The organism is Streptodolium elevatio (assembly GCF_040649515.1).
Taxonomy (GTDB): domain Bacteria; phylum Actinomycetota; class Actinomycetes; order Streptomycetales; family Streptomycetaceae; genus Yinghuangia; species Yinghuangia elevatio.
In genome coordinates, this window is record NZ_JBEZFP010000083.1 from 12,930 (window position 1) to 30,742 (window position 17,813).

Below are 17,813 nucleotides of genomic sequence, written 5' to 3' on the forward strand. Positions count from 1 at the left end.
GCCGCCCACTGACACACGCCGGAGCGTCGGCGGGCCGTGTGCCGCCGCGCGGCGCGGTGCGGCGCTACGCCTTGCGTGCGACGCCTGTCGCGATGAGCCGGTTGGGGTCGTCGGCGGCCAGGGGCCTGGTGATCGGCCTGTCGGGGCGCCACAACGGAATGTCCACGACCCCCGGCTCGACGAGTTCGAGTCCGTCGAAGTACGCCTCGATCTCCGCCTTGGTCCGGAAGCGGCCGCTGCCGAGCATCTGGAGGAAGACCTGCTCCATCCGGTCGGTGATCGGCGGATCCGCCTGGAAGTGCGAGAGGAACAGGTAGCTGCCGGGCGCGATCCGGTCCACGTAGCGCTTGATGAGGCCGGCCGGATCGTCGTCGTCCCCGAGGTGGTGGATCACGCCGACCATCATCAGGCCCAACGGCCTTTCCAGGTCGATCAGTTCGCGGACCTCGGGACGGGCGAACACGTCCTCGGGGTCGCGGACGTCCGCGGTGATGACCGCGGTGCCGGAGTCGCCGGTCAGGAGCGCGCGCCCGTGCGTGAGAACCATCGGGTCGTTGTCGACGTACACGACGCGGGCCGCGGAGTTGGCCGCCTGCGCGACCTGGTGGGTGTTCTGCACCGTGGGCAGGCCCGAACCCAGGTCCAGGAACTGGTCGATGCCCTGTGCGGCGAGAAAGCGCACGGCGCGCGCGAGAAGCGCACGGTGTTCTCCGGCGCTCTCGGCGCTGACCGGCAGGACCGAGCGGATCTTGTCCGCCACGGCCCGGTCGGACGCGAAGTTGTCCTTGCCGCCGAGCATTGCGTCGTACACCCTCGCGACGCTCGGCACCGTCACGTCGATTCCTTGCGGTGCCCACTCATCGATCGGATCGTGCCCAGTCATTCGTCCCCCTCGACTCACTCTGCACGACTGCCGGTTCATGGCCGACCCCTGGGATCCTAACTGTCTGGTCGGGCAGATTCGGCAAACCCGGGAACACCGCGAAATGCCGTTGGCGGCAGCGTGGTTGCCGCACCGCGGCGCACATCGGGGACGGGTTCTGTCACGGGTCAGACCGGCAATGCCGCCGGCCGTCGCAGAGGTGCGGCGGCCTGGTGCAGGTGCCGAAGGGTCTGCGCGTACGAGGCGATCAGCCCGGCCTCCGTGTAGGAGATGCCGAGCCGGGCGCAGTGCGCCTTGACGATGGGCCGGGCGCGGCGCAGGTGCGGCGTCGGCATGTTGGGGAAGAGGTGGTGCTCGATCTGGTGGTTGAGGCCGCCGAGCAGCACCTCGACGAGCCGGCCGCCGCGTACGTTCCGCGAGGTGAGCACCTGGCGCCGCAGGAAGTCCGGCCGCTGGTCGGCGTCCGTGAGCATCCGCATGCCCTTGTGGTTCGGCGCGAACGTGCAGCCGAGGTAGACGCCGAACACCGCCTGGTGGACGGACAGGAACAACAGCGCTCCCACCGGCCCCAGAACGAACCACAGGCCACCGAGGTATCCCACGATGTGGGCGCCGAGCAGCACCGACTCCAGGCTCCTGCGCCGGAACTCCGGACGGAAGAGCGCACGCACGCTGGACACGTGCAGGTTCAGGCCTTCGAGGGTGAGCAGCGGGAAGAAGAGGAACGCCTGCACCCGCCCGATCCGCCGCGCGATCCCGCGCGCGTCGCGTGCCTGCCCGGTCGACCAGACCAGGATGTCCGGTACGACGTCGGGGTCGAGGCCCTCGTGGTTCGGGTTCGCGTGGTGCCGGGTGTGCTTGTCCTGCCACCACCCATAGCTCATACCGACGCACAGATTGGCCGCCAGCCGTCCGCCGGCCTCGCTGGGCCTTCGTAGGCGGAACACCTGACGATGCGCCAGATCATGGGCGAGCAAGGCGACTTGCGCGTACATCACGCCGAGGAGGACGGCCACCGCCAGCTGCCACCACGATCTACCGACCATCGCGAACAGGGTCCAGCCGCCGACGTAGCCGACGGCCACCAGAGCGATCCTGGCCGCATAGTAGCCGGGGCGTCGCCGGAGCAGCCCGGCTTCGGTGATCTGCTGGGACAGGACAGAGAAGTCGCTCCGGCCTGACCGCGGGACTGCTCGAGTCGTGGTCCCGGTCATGCCGGTCATACCAACTGTCGATACCCGGGCTGAGCCCGGCCATTCGACCCGATGGCGGATTCGGACGGACGCACCATGGCACGGATCAATTCGCCGGCGCCGCGTAGGTCGTCCGGTGCGGCGGCGGCCTCCATGAGCTGAGCGGCCACCGTGGAGTCCGTCTCCGGTGGGACGACGAGGAGTTCCCAACGTGCCGCGTGGTACGACAGCAGCATGATCTCGTGCTCGTCCTGCTCGTCGGTGAACCAGCCGACCTTCAGCGAGCGACCCGACACGCGTACCAGCCGCGGGACGCTGTCCCAGTGCCTGGGGTTCACCGTCGCCCGGGTGATCACCCCGAGGTCCGCCATCGCCAGGCCCAGCAAAGGGAGTTCGGCCGCGAGGTCGCGGGAGCGGGGCCACCAGGCGCCGTCGATGCGGCTCCGGTTCCGCCCCGCCGGGGCGAACGCCAGGCGGGCCGGTGCGGAGGGATTGGTCATGGTCATGCCAGTCGACCTGACTCCGGTCGGGTGTCACCCGTCCGGCGTTGTCTTTCGCCGAGGACGACACCGACATCGGGGTCGGCGTACGAAATATGCCCGGTACACCGAGAGTACCCCGGATCCCGGGGCGGCGGGCCGCGCGAGGGGCGCGGCCTCGGCGGCCGCGCCCGGGAATCTGTCGACGGGTCAGGAAACCTGGAGGAGGAGGTCCTGCACCGACCGGAAGGTGAGCACACCGACGAGGCGGCCGTCCTCGTCGGCGACCGGCCACACGGTCTGGCGTTTCACGCGCATGGACTTGGCCGCGAGAGCAAGTGGCATGCCGGGCCATGCGAAGGGCCCGCGCTGGTGGTGGGTGTCCCGGACCGGCGTGCGCTGGCTGTACCAGGACCGGGCCAGGAAAGCGGCCAGGCTCACCCGCGTCACCACCCCTTCGCATCGGCCGCCCTGATCCACGACGAGCAGGTGTTGCAGGGTGAGGTCTCTGTCGAAGATGGCCAGGGCCTCGTCGACGGTGGTGTTCTCGCTGATCGTCAGATCACAGATGCTCATGACATCGGCGACACTGGCATTTTGCGCGGTGAGCGGCGGAGACAGATGGAGCGTCACGGTGTCCCGAAACCTTGCCCCGGACACGGCGTCGAACGCGGTCCGGCGTAGCGGTTCTTCCAGGACGAAACCGGCTTGACCGCCGAAATGCGAGTAGCCCCGGACACGCCATTCTACGCGAGTCCGCGGCGCGCCCTGTCGATGGCGACGAACGGCCTTACATCACTGGGTAGTTGCGGTTCCGAAGCCGTCTTCGACGGAGTGCCGGCGTCGCCCGCGTGCCGGTCCGATTACCGGTACGTTCCCGGTCCGGCTGCCGCCGGCTGCCGCGCGGTCCGTCGGACACGCGGCAGCCGGAGTAGCGTGGGTAGGTGCCGGGACCATTGCGCGCCGTACCCGTCCTGGGCGGCACCGTCCCGGCGGAACAGAGCTCACCGTGAGCCCTGCGGACGGGTGGTGTCCGATGCCTGAAGCGGAGACCCCGCGACGACGCGGGCGTGGGCAGGGGACGACACACGAGCGGGTGACTCCCGGCACGGTGCTGCTCAGGCCGCAGGTCACCGGGGTTCGGCACGGGGTGCTCGACGGCGCGTGGTGGCCGCTCTCCCGCGACATCGGGGCGCAATTGCGCGGACTCGTCACCGCGTTGGCCGCACGCATAGGTCCGATCACGAGGATCGGACTGGACCGGGACGCGTGGGACGGTGTCCCGGACCACCTGTTCATCGATCACCGCATCGTGCACGTCGACTGGTTCCCACTCGGCGACGACACCCTCCTGATCACGCGCGACGACGAAAACCTCCTCGCGCTGCTCGTGGTGCCGCCGCACGCGACCCAGCCGCAGGCCCAGCAGGCCATGACGCAGGCCCTGGACCTCGAGAATCTCGCCGAAGCAGAACAGATCCTCGTCGACACCGGCATCCCGTCCGAAGCGGACCCCTCGTCCTGACGTCGCGCGTGCGCACCACGACGGCTCGTTGAAGCTCGCCGAGGGTGTCCGTACGCTCCGGCTTTCGGGCCGGTCCCGGGCGCTGCTCGTCGACTTCGCCCCGCTCCCGTCCCCAGACCTTGCCGGCAGCTGACGGCGCTCGGAGGTCTCACGCGTCGCGGCGGCACAGCGTCAGGCAGCCTCCGGTCAGCGCGGCGGCCGTCCACGCCAGCAGGATCGCCAGCGCGCCCCATACGCCGTAGTCGTGCGCGAACCGCGGGTCGTCCTGCGGGCCGGCGAGGTGCATCAGCACCATGCCGGCCTGCTGGGGGAAGTACTGCAGGGCGGCTTTCAGCGCCGGGACGTTCCCGAGCCCCTGGGACCCGAGGAAGAGCAGCGGGATCAGGATCCCCAGCGAGACGACAGAGCTCCGCAGCAGCGCAGCCACTCCGATGGAGAACACGCACACGAGAGTCAGGTACGCGCAGCCACCCGCGACGGCGGACGGCACGCCGTCCGCTCCGAAAGTCGTGCGGTACGGCCCCAGCGCCGCCTGGGACACGGCGAAGGTGGCGATCACGGTGGCCACCGAGACCACCAGACCCACGAGCGCTCCGACCAGGACCTTCGCGCCGAAGAACATGCCGCGCCGTGGCACCGCCGCCAGCGAGGTCCGGATCGTCCCGGAGGAGTACTCGGAGCCGACGAGGAGGACGCCGAACGCCACGAGGGCGAGCTGTCCGATTGCCAGGCCGTACAGGCCGACGAATATCGGATCGAAGTTCACCACGGCGTCGATGTTCGAGCGAAAGCTGAACGCCACCAAAGTGCCGGTGGCGATGCTCAGGGCAGGGGTCAGCCGCAGGGACCAGGCTGTCGACGGCAGCGTGCGGATCTTGGTCCATTCCGAGGTCAGCACGGCTCGCGCCAGAGCCGCGCGGGACATCGCCCACTGCCTTCCCGGGGCGGCTTGGGGCCGGTTCGCAGACGTCACCATGCCGGTGACGATCTCGCGTGTCACCGATCCGCCGCATCGGACCCGGGCGGGACCGAAACCGGTCAACCCAGGGGTGGAGAAGCCCGGTCGGAACAGCCTGGGGGATCCGTCCCGCGGGGGAGTCCTGAGGTCAACAGGTCAACTGGCGGACGGAAGCGGCACCGAGCCGCCGCGGATATCGTCGCGAGGTGGTCATAGCTCCGACGGCGGAGGCGGACGGTTGGCGCCCGATCCTCGCCAGGCGGCCGAGCCGGCGGTGGCTGATCGGGCTGGATGCCGCTGCCGCGCTCGCATACACGGCGGCGTTGCTGCTGACAGGTTCCACCGGGGCCGCGTTGCCGCCGCAGTCATCGTTCGGCGGGCCCTCGCCGTGGGAGGAACTGGCGCTGGTCGCCGCCGCCGCCGCCCCGATCGCCTTCCGGCGGATCCGGCCGCTGCCCGTGTTCGCCGTCGTGGCGGCCGTAACTGCCGTGGCCGTGGCCCGGGATGCGGTGCGGGACCCGTTCCTCCCGGCGGCCTTCACGCTCTTCACCGTCGCGGTCACCCGTACACCACGCCGCTGGTGGGAGCGGTGGCTGCCCGGCCTCGTGAGCGTGCTGCTGTGCGCGGCCGGCGCGCTGGGGGCAATTGTCCGTGGCGGACCGCCGTACTGGCGGACGGGCGGTCCCGGACTGTTCCTGCTCGGAGTCGTGGCACTTGTCGGGGCGTGGGATCTCGGGCGCGCCACCCGTCAGCGGCGCGCGTCCAACGTCCGCGTGGCCGAACACCTGGCGCAACGGGCCGTTACCCAGGAACGGCTGCGCATCGCCCGGGAATTGCATGACGTGGTGACCCACAGCATGGGCCTGATCGCGGTCAAGGCAGGTGTCGCCAACCACGTCGTACACACCAGGCCTGAAGAGACCCACGAAGCACTGCGTGTCATCGAGGCCACCAGCCGCGACGCCCTCGCGGACATGCGGCGGATGCTGGGCGTGCTCCGCCCGGACGCCGAAGGGGAATACGTGTCGGCCGCTCTCGGTCCCGTTCCGGGGCCCGACGCCCTGCCCGAACTGGCGGCGCGGGCAGGGGCCGAGCTGTCGATGCGCGGTGTGGAGCAGGTACCGGAGGCGGTGGGGCTCGCCGTACACCGGATCGTCCAAGAGGCCCTGACCAACGTCGCCAAACACGCCCCGCCGGGGACCCGCTGCCGGGTCGTGGTCGAGGCGTTCGGGCACGAGGTGCGCGTCGAAGTGAGCGACGACGGAATCCGCCGGGTCGACCTCCCGCGTCCCCAGCGGGGCCACGGGATCATCGGGATGCGGGAGCGCGTGCACTTGTTCGGCGGGACGTTCGCCGCCGGACCGCTCGAGGGCGGCGGCTTCGCGGTCACCGCCACCCTGCCGTACGAGGAGGTCCGTTGAGCGCTCCGGCACCGATCCGCGTCCTCGTCGCGGACGACCAGGTGCTCCTGCGTGGCAGCCTGCGGATCCTGGTCGACGCCGAGCCCGGATTCACCGCGACGGGCGAGGCCGGCACCGGTGCGGAAGCGGTGCTGCTGGCCCGTCGTGACCCGCCGGACGTCGTCCTGATGGATGTGCGGATGCCCGATATGGACGGCATCGAGGCAACCCGGCAAATCTGCGGCTCGTCCGAGACGGCGGATGTGCGGGTGCTGATCCTGACGATGTTCGACCTGGACGAGTACGTCTACGCGGCACTGCGCGCGGGTGCCAGCGGCTTCCTCCTGAAGGACACCCCGCCGGCCGAACTGCTGGCCGCCGTACGCGTCATCGCGGCAGGTGACGCACTCCTGGCCCCCGCGGTGACCCGCCGCCTGATCACGGAGTTCGCCCGCCGCCCCGAGCCCTCCCCAACGCTCGGCCACCGCCTCGACGGGGTGAGCGCACGGGAACGGGAAGTGCTCACCCTCATCGCCCGAGGCCTGTCCAACCACGAAATCGCCCACCGGCTGCACCTGGGCATGGCCACGGTGAAGACACACGTGGGCCACCTGCTCACCAAGCTCGGCGCCCGCGACCGCGCGCAGTTGGTGATCGCCGCCTACGAATCCGGCCTCGTCCAAGCGGCAATCAAGTGAGCCCGACGGCCTGAACACCGCGCGGGTGCTCGCACCCCTCAACCAGGACGATGCTGCACGCCGTAGCGGCGAACGTAGAACCCCGGTCCTCGGGGACCGGGGTCTTTGCGGGTGGGCCGCCAGGGGATCGAACCCTGAACCCGCGGATTAAAAGTCCGCTGCTCTGCCGATTGAGCTAGCGGCCCTGGTGGGCGGTGGCGCGGAGCCGGGATTGCCCATCGGCAGAGTACCGGTATCGCCGCGAACGCGCTTCGAGTATCCGGGGGTGCCGCGCGTGGTGGCCCGTCGGAGGGGCTAGTGGATCTTCCATGGGAGGGTGAGGTTAGGTTAGCTTTGCCTAAATTTTCTGGGGTGGGCCGGGGTTCCGGGATGCCCCCGTCGTGAAAGGGGCGGTCGTGCCCACAGGTTCCTCCATAGGTCGGCCGAGACTTGCCAGACGCCTGGCGTCCGTGGCGGTGGCCGTTGCCGCAGCGCTCACGTTGTCGTCGTGCGGAGGGGGCGACGACGACAAGCCGGAGGCGAAGCCCGGTGCCGACAATGCGGCCGCGTCGGCCGGCGTCTTCCCGGTGACCGTCGAGCACAAGTACGGCAGCACCGAGGTCAAGGAGGCGCCGAAGAAGATCGTCACCCTTGGTCTTTCGGACCACGACACGGTGCTCGCGCTCGGTGCCAAGCCGGTCGGGGCCATCGAGTGGTTCAAGGAGAAGCCGTACGGCAAGTGGCCGTGGGCCAAGGATTTGTGGGGTACGACGCCGCCGCGGATCGTCGGTGAGCGTGACGAGTACAACATGGAGAAGATCCTCGAACTGGATCCCGACCTGATCATCGCCGTCTACTCGGGGATGAAGCAGGAGCAGTACGACACGCTCAGCAAGATCGCCCCCGTCGTCGCGCAGCCCAAGGGGCACGAGGACTACGCCGCGCCCTGGCAGGTCATGACGCGCCAGATCGGCAAGGCGCTCGGCAAGGCGACCGAGACGGACACGCTGATCACCGGCATCGAGACGCGCTTCAAGACGGTGCGCGAGCAGCACCCCGAGTTCGCGGCGCAGACGCTGATCGTCGCGGACAGCTTCGAGGCCGGGAAGTACGCGGCGTTCACGAAGACCGACCCGAAGGCGATCTTCTTCAACGAGATGGGCTTCAAGCTCGCGCCGCGCATCGACGAGAACGCGCAGAAGGGGGCGAACGTCGCCGAGTTCAGCGCGGAGAAGCTCGACCTCCTCGACGCGGACCGCCTGGTGTGGGTGACCTCCAGTACGTCGGCCAACGACCGGATCAAGGCCGAGCCGCTGTACGCGAAGCTGAAGGTGGCGCAGGAGAAGCGCGACCTGTTCATCCCGTACGAGAACCCGGACATCGGTGCGGCGTTCTCGTTCAACACGGTTCTGTCGATCCCCTACGCGATCGACCAGGTCGTGCCGCTCATGACGGCGAAGAGCTGATCGCGCGGTAGCAGGGGTACCGGATAGCAGGGAGCACCCGACAGCAGGGGCACGGAACGGTTCGCCGGATGTCCTGGCCGCGGTGTTCGCACCCGCGGCCAGGGCATCCGGCGTTTCGGCGCATCGGGCGACGCGCATCCGACGGCCTCGCGCGGCCGGAACGTGGGCGTCAGGCGCGGTTCTTGCGGGTCTCGGTGACCAGCAGCCACATGAGGTAGAGGCCGCCGATCGTGCCCGTCGCCACGCCGACCGGGACGATCGACGGTTCGAAGATGCGCTGCACCGCGAGGTCGCTCGTGGTGAGCAGGACCGCGCCCATCAATGCCGCGGTGACCAGGCCGGGGCCGCTGGGCCGCGCGAGGCGGCGGGCGAGCTGCGGCGCGGCGAGGGCGATGAACCAGATCGGCCCGGTCATCGCGGTGGCGACTGCGGCCAACGCGACGCTCACGGTCAGCAGCACCAGGCGGGCGCGGCGGGCGTCGACGCCGAGGGCGCCCGCGGTGTCGTCCCCCATTTCGAGCATGGAGAGTTTGCGCGCGTACGCCAGCCCGGTGGGCATGAGGACGGCGCAGGCGAACGCGATCGCGTGTACCTGGTCCCAGTTCTGGTGGCCCAGCGTCCCGATGAGCCAGCTCTGCGCCTCCAGCGCGTCCTGGAGTCGCGCCCGGGTGATGAGGTACGAGTTGAGCGCCAGCAGCATCGCGCTTACCCCGATCCCGATCACGACGAGGCGGAACCCGGGCGCGCCACCGGTGTACGCCAGCAGGTAGATGGCAATCGCCGTCACCAGCCCGCCGATCAGCGCACCGATCGCCGTCTCGGTCATGCTCCCCTGGAGCACGATGATGACGATCAGCGCGCCCGTCGCGGAGCCGTTGGTGAAGCCGATCACGTCCGGGCTGCCGAGCGAATTGCCGGACAGGCTCTGCAGGATCGCACCGCTCACCGCGAGCGCCGCGCCGACCAGGACGGCGGTGAGGAGACGTGGCAGGCGCAGCGTGTTGACCACGAAGTCGGCCTTCGTGCTGCCCTGTCCGACCAGTGCGCGCAGTACGTCCGGCACGGTCAGCTCGAACTCGCCGGTGGTGAGGGTGATGCCCATCACCACGACCAGGATCACGGCGAGCAGAATGGCCACGACGGCGGGGCGGGTCTCGACGCGCAGCGAAATGCGTCCGCCGGGCGTGCGGATGACGGCGCTCACAGCATGACCAACTTCCGGCGCCGGCACAGCGCGATGAACAGCGGGCCGCCGAGGATCGCGGTGACGATGCCCACCTGGATCTCCGACGGAGAGGCGAGCACCCGGCCGAGGACGTCCGCGCCGATCAGCAGGATGGGCGCCAGCACGACCGAGTACGCCAGCACCCACCGCTGGTCGGGGCCGACGATGAAGCGCGCCATGTGCGGGACGGCGAGTCCGACGAACCCGATCGGTCCCGCCGCCGCCGTGGCCGCACCGCACAGCAGGATCACCGCTATTGCGCTGAGCACGCGCGTACGCCCGATGTGCACGCCGAGCCCGCGGCCGACCTCGTCGCCGAGGGCCATCGCGTTCAGGGACCGGGTGAGCAGCAGCGCCATCAGGCCGCCGACCGCGATGAACGGCAGGACGGTCAGCACCACCTCGATGTTGCGCCCCGCAAGCGATCCGACCGTCCAGAAGCGGAACTCGTCGAAGGCGCGCGGGCGGAGGACGAGTACGCCGGTGTCGAACGCGTACAGCACCGCGGTCATCGCGGCTCCGGCCACCACCAGGCGCTCGGGTGTCGCCGCCCCGCGCCCCGACGACCCGAGGATGTAGACGGCGACCGAGGCGAGTGCGGCGCCTGCGAGGGCGAACCACACGTAGCCGAGCAGAGATCCGATGCCGACGAAGGTGATCGCCACGACCACGCCGGTCGCTGCGCCGAGGCTGACCCCGAGCAGCCCGGGGTCGGCGAGCGGGTTGCGGGTGAGCGCCTGCATCAGCGCGCCGGACAGGCCGAGCGCGGCGCCGACGACGAGGCCGAGCAGCGTACGGGGGATGCGGTAGTCGTGGATCACCACGGCCGCCTTGGAGCCGTCGTTGTGCCAGAGCAGCTCCCACGTCGTGGTGAAGGAGATGCCGCGGGTGCCGACCCAGATGCTGACCAGGCAGAGGAGGGCCAGGGCGGCGACGGCCACGGCCAGGCCCGTCCCGAGTCGCGCTTTGCCCGCGCGTGCCGCCGAGCCCGTACGTATTGCCGACACGTCGGCGGACAACTGTGGCCTCCCGCTGGTGACTTGGGCGCGAGGCCACGCGAGCGTGCTGGGCGGCGGTGAGCGCCGCAGAATATTAGGTGAGGCTAACCAAAATTGCCGATCACGGTCAATGCCCGTCGGGGCCGTCCGGAGCCTGCCAGGGTCCCGTCGGACCCGTACGCGGGATCTCGCCGCCCAAGTGCTGGGGCGCGGAAGCCGGGCGCAGAAGCCGGGCGCAGAAGGGCGGGTACACAAGGCGGGTGCACACGGCGCCTACGCAAGTCGCGCCCACCAGGCGGGCGCAATAGGCGCGTACGCGACCCGGTGCGTGCACCCGAATCTCTCCGGAGCACTCCCGAATCGCGCCCGAATCGCGCCCGAATCGCGCCCACATCGCGCCTGATGCGCCCCCGCGGAGCCCGGCTTCCCGGCGCCGGTGGCGCGATCGCCACTGTGGGTGGTTGGCCGATCGTCCCACCCGTCCCGGGAGTTCCGGCGGAGGTGTCCGACAGGCCCACGGAATTCCGCGCCGCACCACCGCCTTTCGTGACTCCTTGTACGGCCGCCGCATTGGCCGCGACGGTAAGCGACGGGAATTTCCCGGGGAAAAGCGGACAGATGCCGAGCTCCGCGTTCGACGCCGGGTGATCTTCCTGACGGTCCGTTAGTACCCGGGCCGCACAGCCGGGTTGGCTCTCCAGCCAGGCGAGGGAATTTGTCTCCATAGCGAGAACCGATGTTGCGTTACTTTCAGTAATATGCGCATTTTTGAATGATCTTGTTTTATACGCGCTATTGTTCCGACTGGTGTTCTTTGGCACGTCGGATTCCTTCTCAGACTTCGGATACGTCGGGGGACAAGGATCGATGGCGAGCAGACAACGGCGTCATGGGCAGGGGGGCTCGCGAGGGCACCGCCGGGTCAATCCGGTAAACCCGCGCGACCTCCCGCACCAACCACCTGCCGGAGTGCCCTGGTCCGCGGATCAGCCCGCGACCGCGCGTACCGGACGGCAGCAGTCGTACGCGGCACCGCCGTCCGCGGCACCGCCCGCGGCGTACCAGGCCCCGCAGCACTTACCGCCGTCCCGGGTCGACCGCAGGCGGCGGGCGCGCGGCCCGGGGCCCGGCGGCCAGCGGCGCGGCGGGCGGCGCGGACGCGGCCCGCTGTTCGCCGTGATCACTTTTCTCGTGCTCTTCGCCGTGGCTACCGCCTACGTGCTGATCTACCACCGGCCGGACCAGAGCAAGTCGCCGGAGAATGCCGCCGCGGCCAATGCCTGCGCGCAACAGCCGAAGCCCGTGAAGGTGGTCACCGCACCGGAGTTCGCGCCGGTTGCCGCGGACATCGCGAAACGCGTCAACGACTCGCGGGGATGCGCCTCGGTGGAGGTGGCGGGACGTTCCGCCGCCGAGCTTCTGGGTGCGTTGCGTACGGGCGCCGAGCAGCCCCCCGATTTGTGGATAGCCGATTCGTCCATGCGCCTCCAGGAAGCCGCGGCGGCATTGGGCGACCGGAATCCTTATCCGCTCACCGGAGCTCCCGTCGCCTTCACTCCGCTCGTCGTGGCCGCCCCCGAGCAGGTCGCGGTACAGCAGAAGTGGCTGGAGCGCCCGCCGGATTGGCTGACGCTGCTCAACCGCATCGACGACCGGACGCTGCCGAAGTTCACGGTCAGCAATACCCGGACGACGGAAGGACTGCTCGGCGTCGTCGCGGTGAGTGCGGCGATGGCCCGCGCGAATGCCGATCCGACCGTCGCGGCGATGAAGACGTTCGCATTCCGGAGCAACATCAGCGACGCCGAGACGCCGGCCGCGACCCTGTTGTCCACCTCGTCCCGGATGCCCAACGGACAGCAGGCGCTTGCCGACGTGGGTGCGTTCGTGGTGACCGAGCAGGCCCTGTGGGCGTACGACAACGCGCGCCCCGCGGTGCCGTACGTGCCCCTCTACCCGTCGGGCACCCTCGTGCAGGCCGACTACCCGGCCGTGCTGTCGCAGGCGGCCGCCGCGGACAAGCAGGTGGCGGAGCGGGCGAACGAGGTCCTGGGAATGCTGCGTTCGCCCGAGGGCGTGAAGGCGGTGACCGAGGCCGGGTTCCGGGGCCCCGAGCAGCAGCCGCCGGTGAGCGTGCTGCCCAACGTCAAGTTCGCGCCCCCCACGCCGATGGCCGCGCCGCAACAGGGCGACCTGACGCAGGTGGTCAAGATGGTGCAGGCCTGGGCGGACTACAAGCCGATGCCGTTCCGGGTGCTCATCCTCGTGGACGGCTCCGGGTCCATGAACGAGCCGGTGCAGGGCAAGGGTGGCAAGACCAAGGCCGACATCATGCGCGCGTCGAGTGTCGAGACGACGCAGTTGCTCGGCAAGACGACGGAGGTCGGCGTACGCGACTTCGCGGTCTCGCCCACGCAGAAGGGCCCATGGGTCGAGCGCGTGCCGCTCGGCGCGTTGGAGGCCAAGGTCGGCGACCTGTCGCGCAAGGAGGTCGTGGTCAAGACGCTCACCGGCTTCCAGGCCCAGAACGGGGCCGGGACGCCGCTCTACCGGACCGTCCTCGACGCGGTCGCGGACGCGCAGAAGCAGTACAACGCCGCCGCGTTCAACCAGATCTTCCTGCTGACGGACGGCAAGGACGAGGACACGCCGTTCACCATGTCGAAGCAGGCGTTCCTGACCCAGCTCCAGAAGCTCCAGAATCCGCAGAAGCCGCTGCCGATCTTCGCTGTCGGGTACGGGGCCAACGCCGATATGGCCACGCTCAACGACATCGCCAAGGCGACCGGCGGGCTCGCGGTGCCGTCACTCGACCCGGTGGACCTGATCAAGGCGATCGCCCAGATCCTGGTGTTCGTACGCCCGACCGGGTGACGGCGGTCAGGGGGAGTCGGCAGCCGCCGCGGCCGGCTCCCCTTCCGCTGCCGGTACGCCCGCTGCGGCGCGCGTGCGGAAGCGTCCCGACGCCACCGCCAGGTCGGCGATGTCCGTCGGCAGGCCGGGCCCGGCGAGCGCCTCCATGTCCTCGATGCGCAGCGCGTCCCCGCACTCCGCGCAGGCCACGACCGCCTGCGTCTCGTGCCCGCAGGTGCGGTGCCGCAGCACGACCGGCGCGCCGGAGTCGTCCGATAGCCATGTGTCGCCCCAGGCGATGATGGCGGCGAGGACGGGGAAGAAGTCGCGTCCTTTGGTGGTCAGCACGTACTCGTGCCGCAACGGCCGGTCCTGGTACGGCACGCGGTCCATGAGGCCCTCGTCCACCAGCCTGTTGAGCCGTTGCGCGAGCACGTTGCGGCCGATCCCGAGATGACGCTGGAACTCCTCGAAGCGGCGCACACCGAACACGGCCTCGCGGAGCACGAGGGGCGTCCACCAGTCACCCAGCAGGTCGACCGCGCGGGCGATCGAACACGGCCAGGCGCCGAACGGGGTCCTCTTCATGACCGGAACAGTAGTGCCCGACCACGTCCCTACCCGTCGGTAACCTATGCCTGCTAGTGTCAGTTTCACTAGTGAACTGAGCAGGTCGGTGCCTACGGAACGGTTGCGAGCCGCGGCCTTGGCACTTCGGCGAGGAGGCGATGGTTGTGGCAGGTTTCGCGACCGCGACCGCGGTGGCCCCGGCGGCGGGCACCGCGACGACGGAGGCGGACGATTCCCTCGGGACCGCCGGTGGCGCGTACACCGTGGACCTGGACCCGGTCTGGACGATCGGCGGCAAGCCCAACGGCGGCTACCTGCTGGCCGCGATGGGCCGCGCGGCACTGGCGGAGGCCGCCGCGTCCGGTGCCGGGCACGTCCATCCGCTGACCGCGAGCGCGAGCTATGTCGGTGCCCCGGAACCGGGGAAGGCCGAGGTGCACGTCGAACTGCTGCGCGTCGGGCGTACCGTCACCCAGGCACACGCGCGCCTCGTGCAGAACGGGCGCATTTGCATCGAAGCCGCCTTCACACTTGGCACGCTCGCCGAGGACACCGAGCCCTGGTGGGGCGTCAACCCGCCGGCCCCGCTGCCCGCGCGCGAACACCTGATGCGCATTCCCGCACACGAGCCCACCAGCGGCATGTCACTGCCGATCATGGACGAGGTCGTGCTCGAACTCGACCCGGCCGGCCTCGGGTTCGCGGTCGGCGCACCGGGCGGCACGGGCGAGTTCAGCGGCCTCGTGCACTTCGCCGACGGGCACCCGGCCGACCCGCTCTCGCTGCTCTTCATCGCGGACGTCCTGCCGCCGGTCACCATGGACCTCGGCGCGATGGGCTGGATGCCGACGCTGCAACTGACCGTGTACGTGCGGGCCGTGCCCGCCGCCGGGCCGCTGACGGTACGCCACCACGCCCGCCTGATCGAGGCCGGGCTCATGGACGAGGTCTGCGAGATCTGGGACGCGCGCGGGCGGTTGGTCGCACAGTCGACACAACTCGCCGCCGCGCGTCTGCCGGACAGCGGGCCTGCGGGGCGTGCCGTGCAGGAGGCGGCGGCGGACCGCTGAGCCTCGGGCGTACCCCGGACCGGCGCAGGGCGGCGCCAACACGTGACGGCAATGCCGAAGGGCCGCACCCGGATCACTCCGGGTGCGGCCCTTCGGCATTGTCAGCTCAGCTCATGCCCGACGGGGGGTAGGCCGGGTCAGCTCTTCCAACGGGGCTTGCGGTCGCCCTCACGGCGCGGCGGGCCGTCGTGCCGGTCGTGGCGGGGGCGCTCGTAGGGGCGGTCGCCGTAGGACGGGCGGTCGCCGTACGAGGGACGCTCGGCACGCGGACGGTCGTTGTACGGGCGGTCCGAGTACGGGCGGTCGCCGCGCGGACGGTCGCCGTACGAGGGGCGGTCGGCCCGGTCCGTACGCGGACCGCGGTGCGCACCGCTGTCGTGCCGGTCGCGGAAGCCGCTGGCGGAACGGGCGCCGTCGCGGACGCCGTTGTCACGACGCGGGCCGCCACCGTACGAGCGGTCGCCGTAGGACGGCCGGTCGTCGCGGCGCGGGCCGCGGTCGCCGCCGCGGTCGCTCCGGTCGTAGGAGGGGCGGTCGCCCCGGTTGTCGCCGCGGTTGTCGCCACGGTCGAACGAACGGTCGCCGCGCGGACGGTCGTCGCGGCGCGGACGGTCGCCGTAGGAGCGCTCGCCGCCCCGGTCCCCGCGGTCGTACGAACGCTCGCCGCGGTCCCCGCGGTCGTAGGAGCGCTCGGCGCGCGGCGGGCGGGACTTCTCCTCGCTCTCCTGGCGCTTTGCGGCTTCGGCCAGTTCGGCGGCCTTGCGGCGCAGCTCGGCGGCCTTCGCCTTGAGCTCGATGATGCGTCCGGCGAGCCGCTCGGCCTCTTCCTCGGCGGCCACCGCCGCGTCGGCGACCGACTGCGCCTTGACCTCGGACAGCGTGCGCGCGCCGGTGACGCGGCGCATCTCCGGGTCGCTGCTGCCGCTCACGCGCAGGCGCTCGGGCTCGACGCCCGCCTGCTCCATGAGCCGGTCGACGCTGCGGCGCTGGTGCGGGAGGGCCAGCGTGACGACGGCACCTGCCTCGCCGGCGCGTGCCGTACGGCCCGCGCGGTGCAGGTAGTCCTTCGGGTCGCCCGCCGGGTCGACGTGCAGGACCAGGTCGATGCCGTCCACGTGGATGCCGCGCGCGGCGACGTCCGTGCAGACCAGGACGGGCGTCTGCCCCTCCTTGAACTCGGCCAGGGTGCGGGTGCGCGCGCCCTGCGTCATGCCGCCGTGCAGCGCCTCGGCGCGTACCCCGGCCTCGCGCAGCTGCGCGGCGACGCGGTCGGCGCCGAACTTGGTGCGTACGAAGATCATCGTGCGGCCGCGGCGCGCCGCGATGGCGGCCGTGACGTACACCTTGTCCTTCGGCTGAACCGTGAGGACGTGGTGGGTCATGGTGGTGACCGACGACGCGTGCGGGTCGACCGAGTGCGTGACCGGGTCGGTCAGGTAGCGCTTGACGATCGCGTCGACGCCGTTGTCCAGCGTCGCGGAGAACAGCATGCGCTGGCCGCCGGCCGGAACCAGGTCGAGGAGTGCGGAGACCTCGGGCAGGAAGCCCATGTCGGCCATCTGGTCGGCCTCGTCCAGGACCGCGATCCTGATCGAGTCGAGCGAGCACGCGCCGCGGTCGACGAGGTCCTGGAGACGGCCCGGGGTGGCGACGAGGATCTCGACGCCGCGTTCGAGGGCCATGATCTGACGGGGCATCGACATGCCGCCGCAGACGACCTTCATGCGCAGGTCGAGGACGCGGCCGTACGGCTCCAGCGCGTCGTGCACCTGCATCGCCAGCTCGCGGGTCGGCACCAGCACGAGCGCCAGCGGGCGCTTCGCACGGGCCTTTTGGCCGCGCAGGCGGGTCAGCGTCGGGAGGCCGAAGCCGAGGGTCTTGCCGGAGCCGGTACGCCCGCGGCCGAGGATGTCGCGGCCGGCGAGGGCGTCGGGCAGCGTCGCGGCCTGGATCGGGAACGCGTGGCGCACGCCACGGCGGTCGAGGGCCTCGACGAGGACGTCGGCGATGCCGAGTTCGGCGAAGGTCGGGCCGGGGGCCTCGGTCTCCTCGTCGGCCTCGGGCTCGGGGCCGGCTTCGTTCTCGACGCCTGCTTCGGCGCCGGTCTCGGCACTCTCGTCAGCAGCAGCAGCAGCAGCAGCAGCGGCGGCGTCGGAGTCGTCGGCGGAGTCGTCGGCAACGGCTTCGGCGGTGTCGCCGGTGTCGGCGGCCTTGTCGTTTTCGACCGGGTCGGCGGCCTTGTCGGCCTCGACGGTCTCGACGACCTCGTTCGCGCTCAGGACCGCGGTGTCGGCGTCGGTGACGGTGTCGACGGCCGTCTCGGTGACGGTCGCGGTGACGGTCTCGTCGGCGTCCACGGGCATGGGCGTGACAGAGTCATGGGACAGCGGGGGCATGCAGAACCTTCCGAATACGGCACGTCGGAGGTCCGCAGCCCGGAACCGGTCGCAATTGCCGCGACCTTCTGCTGAGCACCTGAACGAGCCTGTGAGACGCCGCGCTTTCTAGCCGGCGTC

15 protein-coding genes and 1 tRNA gene are annotated in these 17,813 nt (G+C 70.6%); 6 read left to right on the forward strand and 10 right to left on the reverse strand.

Annotation, left to right across the window (positions count from 1 at the left end; all coding sequences use genetic code 11):
- Window positions 1-64: 64 nt before the first annotated feature.
- The 4 genes from AB0C36_RS27495 to AB0C36_RS27510 all read right to left on the reverse strand — a co-directional run bounded on the left by AB0C36_RS27495 (window position 65) and on the right by AB0C36_RS27510 (window position 3,188).
- Complete coding sequence (locus AB0C36_RS27495; RefSeq protein ID WP_358358873.1) at window positions 65-922, reverse strand: SAM-dependent methyltransferase; 858 nt, start codon at window positions 920-922, stop codon at window positions 65-67.
- A gap of 128 nt (window positions 923-1,050) precedes the next feature.
- Window positions 1,051-2,097: a fatty acid desaturase family protein gene (locus AB0C36_RS27500; RefSeq protein WP_358358876.1), complete on the reverse strand. Its 1,047-nt coding sequence runs from the start codon at window positions 2,095-2,097 to the stop codon at window positions 1,051-1,053.
- Between the two features lie 5 nt (window positions 2,098-2,102).
- On the reverse strand, window positions 2,103-2,582 hold the full coding sequence (locus AB0C36_RS27505) for a DUF5994 family protein (protein WP_358358878.1): 480 nt from the start codon (window positions 2,580-2,582) through the stop codon (window positions 2,103-2,105).
- A gap of 183 nt (window positions 2,583-2,765) precedes the next feature.
- Window positions 2,766-3,188 (reverse strand): CBS domain-containing protein, encoded by a 423-nt coding sequence (locus AB0C36_RS27510; protein ID WP_358358880.1) that lies wholly within the window; start codon window positions 3,186-3,188, stop codon window positions 2,766-2,768.
- 463 nt (window positions 3,189-3,651) lie between these two features.
- On the opposite strand from AB0C36_RS27510, the gene AB0C36_RS27515 reads away from it, so the two are divergent.
- Complete coding sequence (locus tag AB0C36_RS27515; protein ID WP_358358883.1) at window positions 3,652-4,080, forward strand: DUF5994 family protein; 429 nt, start codon at window positions 3,652-3,654, stop codon at window positions 4,078-4,080.
- Window positions 4,081-4,228: 148 nt separating this feature from the next.
- Here the strand turns inward: AB0C36_RS27515 and AB0C36_RS27520 are convergent, their stop codons facing one another.
- On the reverse strand, window positions 4,229-5,056 hold the full coding sequence (locus AB0C36_RS27520; protein ID WP_358358884.1) for an ABC-2 transporter permease: 828 nt from the start codon (window positions 5,054-5,056) through the stop codon (window positions 4,229-4,231).
- Between the two features lie 188 nt (window positions 5,057-5,244).
- On the opposite strand from AB0C36_RS27520, the gene AB0C36_RS27525 reads away from it, so the two are divergent.
- Window positions 5,245-6,459, forward strand: a complete 1,215-nt coding sequence (locus tag AB0C36_RS27525) for a sensor histidine kinase (RefSeq protein WP_358358886.1) — start codon at window positions 5,245-5,247, stop codon at window positions 6,457-6,459.
- Entirely contained in the window at window positions 6,456-7,136 is a 681-nt protein-coding gene (locus AB0C36_RS27530; RefSeq protein WP_358358888.1) for a response regulator, read from the forward strand. The genes AB0C36_RS27525 and AB0C36_RS27530 overlap by 4 nt, the downstream gene beginning before the upstream one ends.
- Before the next feature lie 112 nt (window positions 7,137-7,248).
- Here the strand turns inward: AB0C36_RS27530 and AB0C36_RS27535 are convergent.
- Window positions 7,249-7,321 (reverse strand) — tRNA-Lys (locus AB0C36_RS27535).
- 270 nt (window positions 7,322-7,591) lie between these two features.
- On the opposite strand from AB0C36_RS27535, the gene AB0C36_RS27540 reads away from it, so the two are divergent.
- A complete protein-coding gene (locus tag AB0C36_RS27540) occupies window positions 7,592-8,581 on the forward strand; it encodes an iron-siderophore ABC transporter substrate-binding protein (RefSeq protein WP_358358891.1) in 990 nt (329 codons plus the stop codon).
- Window positions 8,582-8,750: 169 nt separating this feature from the next.
- Here the strand turns inward: AB0C36_RS27540 and AB0C36_RS27545 are convergent, their stop codons facing one another.
- Window positions 8,751-9,785 carry a FecCD family ABC transporter permease gene (locus AB0C36_RS27545; protein WP_358358894.1) on the reverse strand — a complete coding sequence of 345 codons (1,035 nt, stop codon included), beginning with the start codon at window positions 9,783-9,785 and terminating at the stop codon, window positions 8,751-8,753.
- A complete protein-coding gene (locus AB0C36_RS27550) occupies window positions 9,782-10,825 on the reverse strand; it encodes a FecCD family ABC transporter permease (RefSeq protein WP_358358896.1) in 1,044 nt (347 codons plus the stop codon). The genes AB0C36_RS27545 and AB0C36_RS27550 overlap by 4 nt, the downstream gene beginning before the upstream one ends.
- A gap of 948 nt (window positions 10,826-11,773) precedes the next feature.
- Here AB0C36_RS27550 and AB0C36_RS27555 point away from each other — a divergent pair.
- Window positions 11,774-13,678 carry a substrate-binding domain-containing protein gene (locus AB0C36_RS27555; RefSeq protein ID WP_358358899.1) on the forward strand — a complete coding sequence of 635 codons (1,905 nt, stop codon included), beginning with the start codon at window positions 11,774-11,776 and terminating at the stop codon, window positions 13,676-13,678.
- 6 nt (window positions 13,679-13,684) lie between these two features.
- On the opposite strand, the gene AB0C36_RS27560 is transcribed toward AB0C36_RS27555, so the two are convergent.
- The gene (locus AB0C36_RS27560) at window positions 13,685-14,245 is read right to left on the reverse strand and encodes a winged helix-turn-helix transcriptional regulator (RefSeq protein ID WP_358358902.1); all 561 of its coding nucleotides are present in this window, start codon (window positions 14,243-14,245) and stop codon (window positions 13,685-13,687) included.
- Window positions 14,246-14,391: 146 nt separating this feature from the next.
- On the opposite strand from AB0C36_RS27560, the gene AB0C36_RS27565 reads away from it, so the two are divergent.
- Entirely contained in the window at window positions 14,392-15,297 is a 906-nt protein-coding gene (locus AB0C36_RS27565; RefSeq protein WP_358358904.1) for a thioesterase family protein, read from the forward strand.
- Window positions 15,298-15,434: 137 nt separating this feature from the next.
- Here AB0C36_RS27565 and AB0C36_RS27570 read toward each other — a convergent pair whose 3' ends face one another.
- On the reverse strand, window positions 15,435-17,660 hold the full coding sequence (locus AB0C36_RS27570) for a DEAD/DEAH box helicase (protein WP_358358907.1): 2,226 nt from the start codon (window positions 17,658-17,660) through the stop codon (window positions 15,435-15,437).
- Window positions 17,661-17,813: the final 153 nt, after the last annotated feature.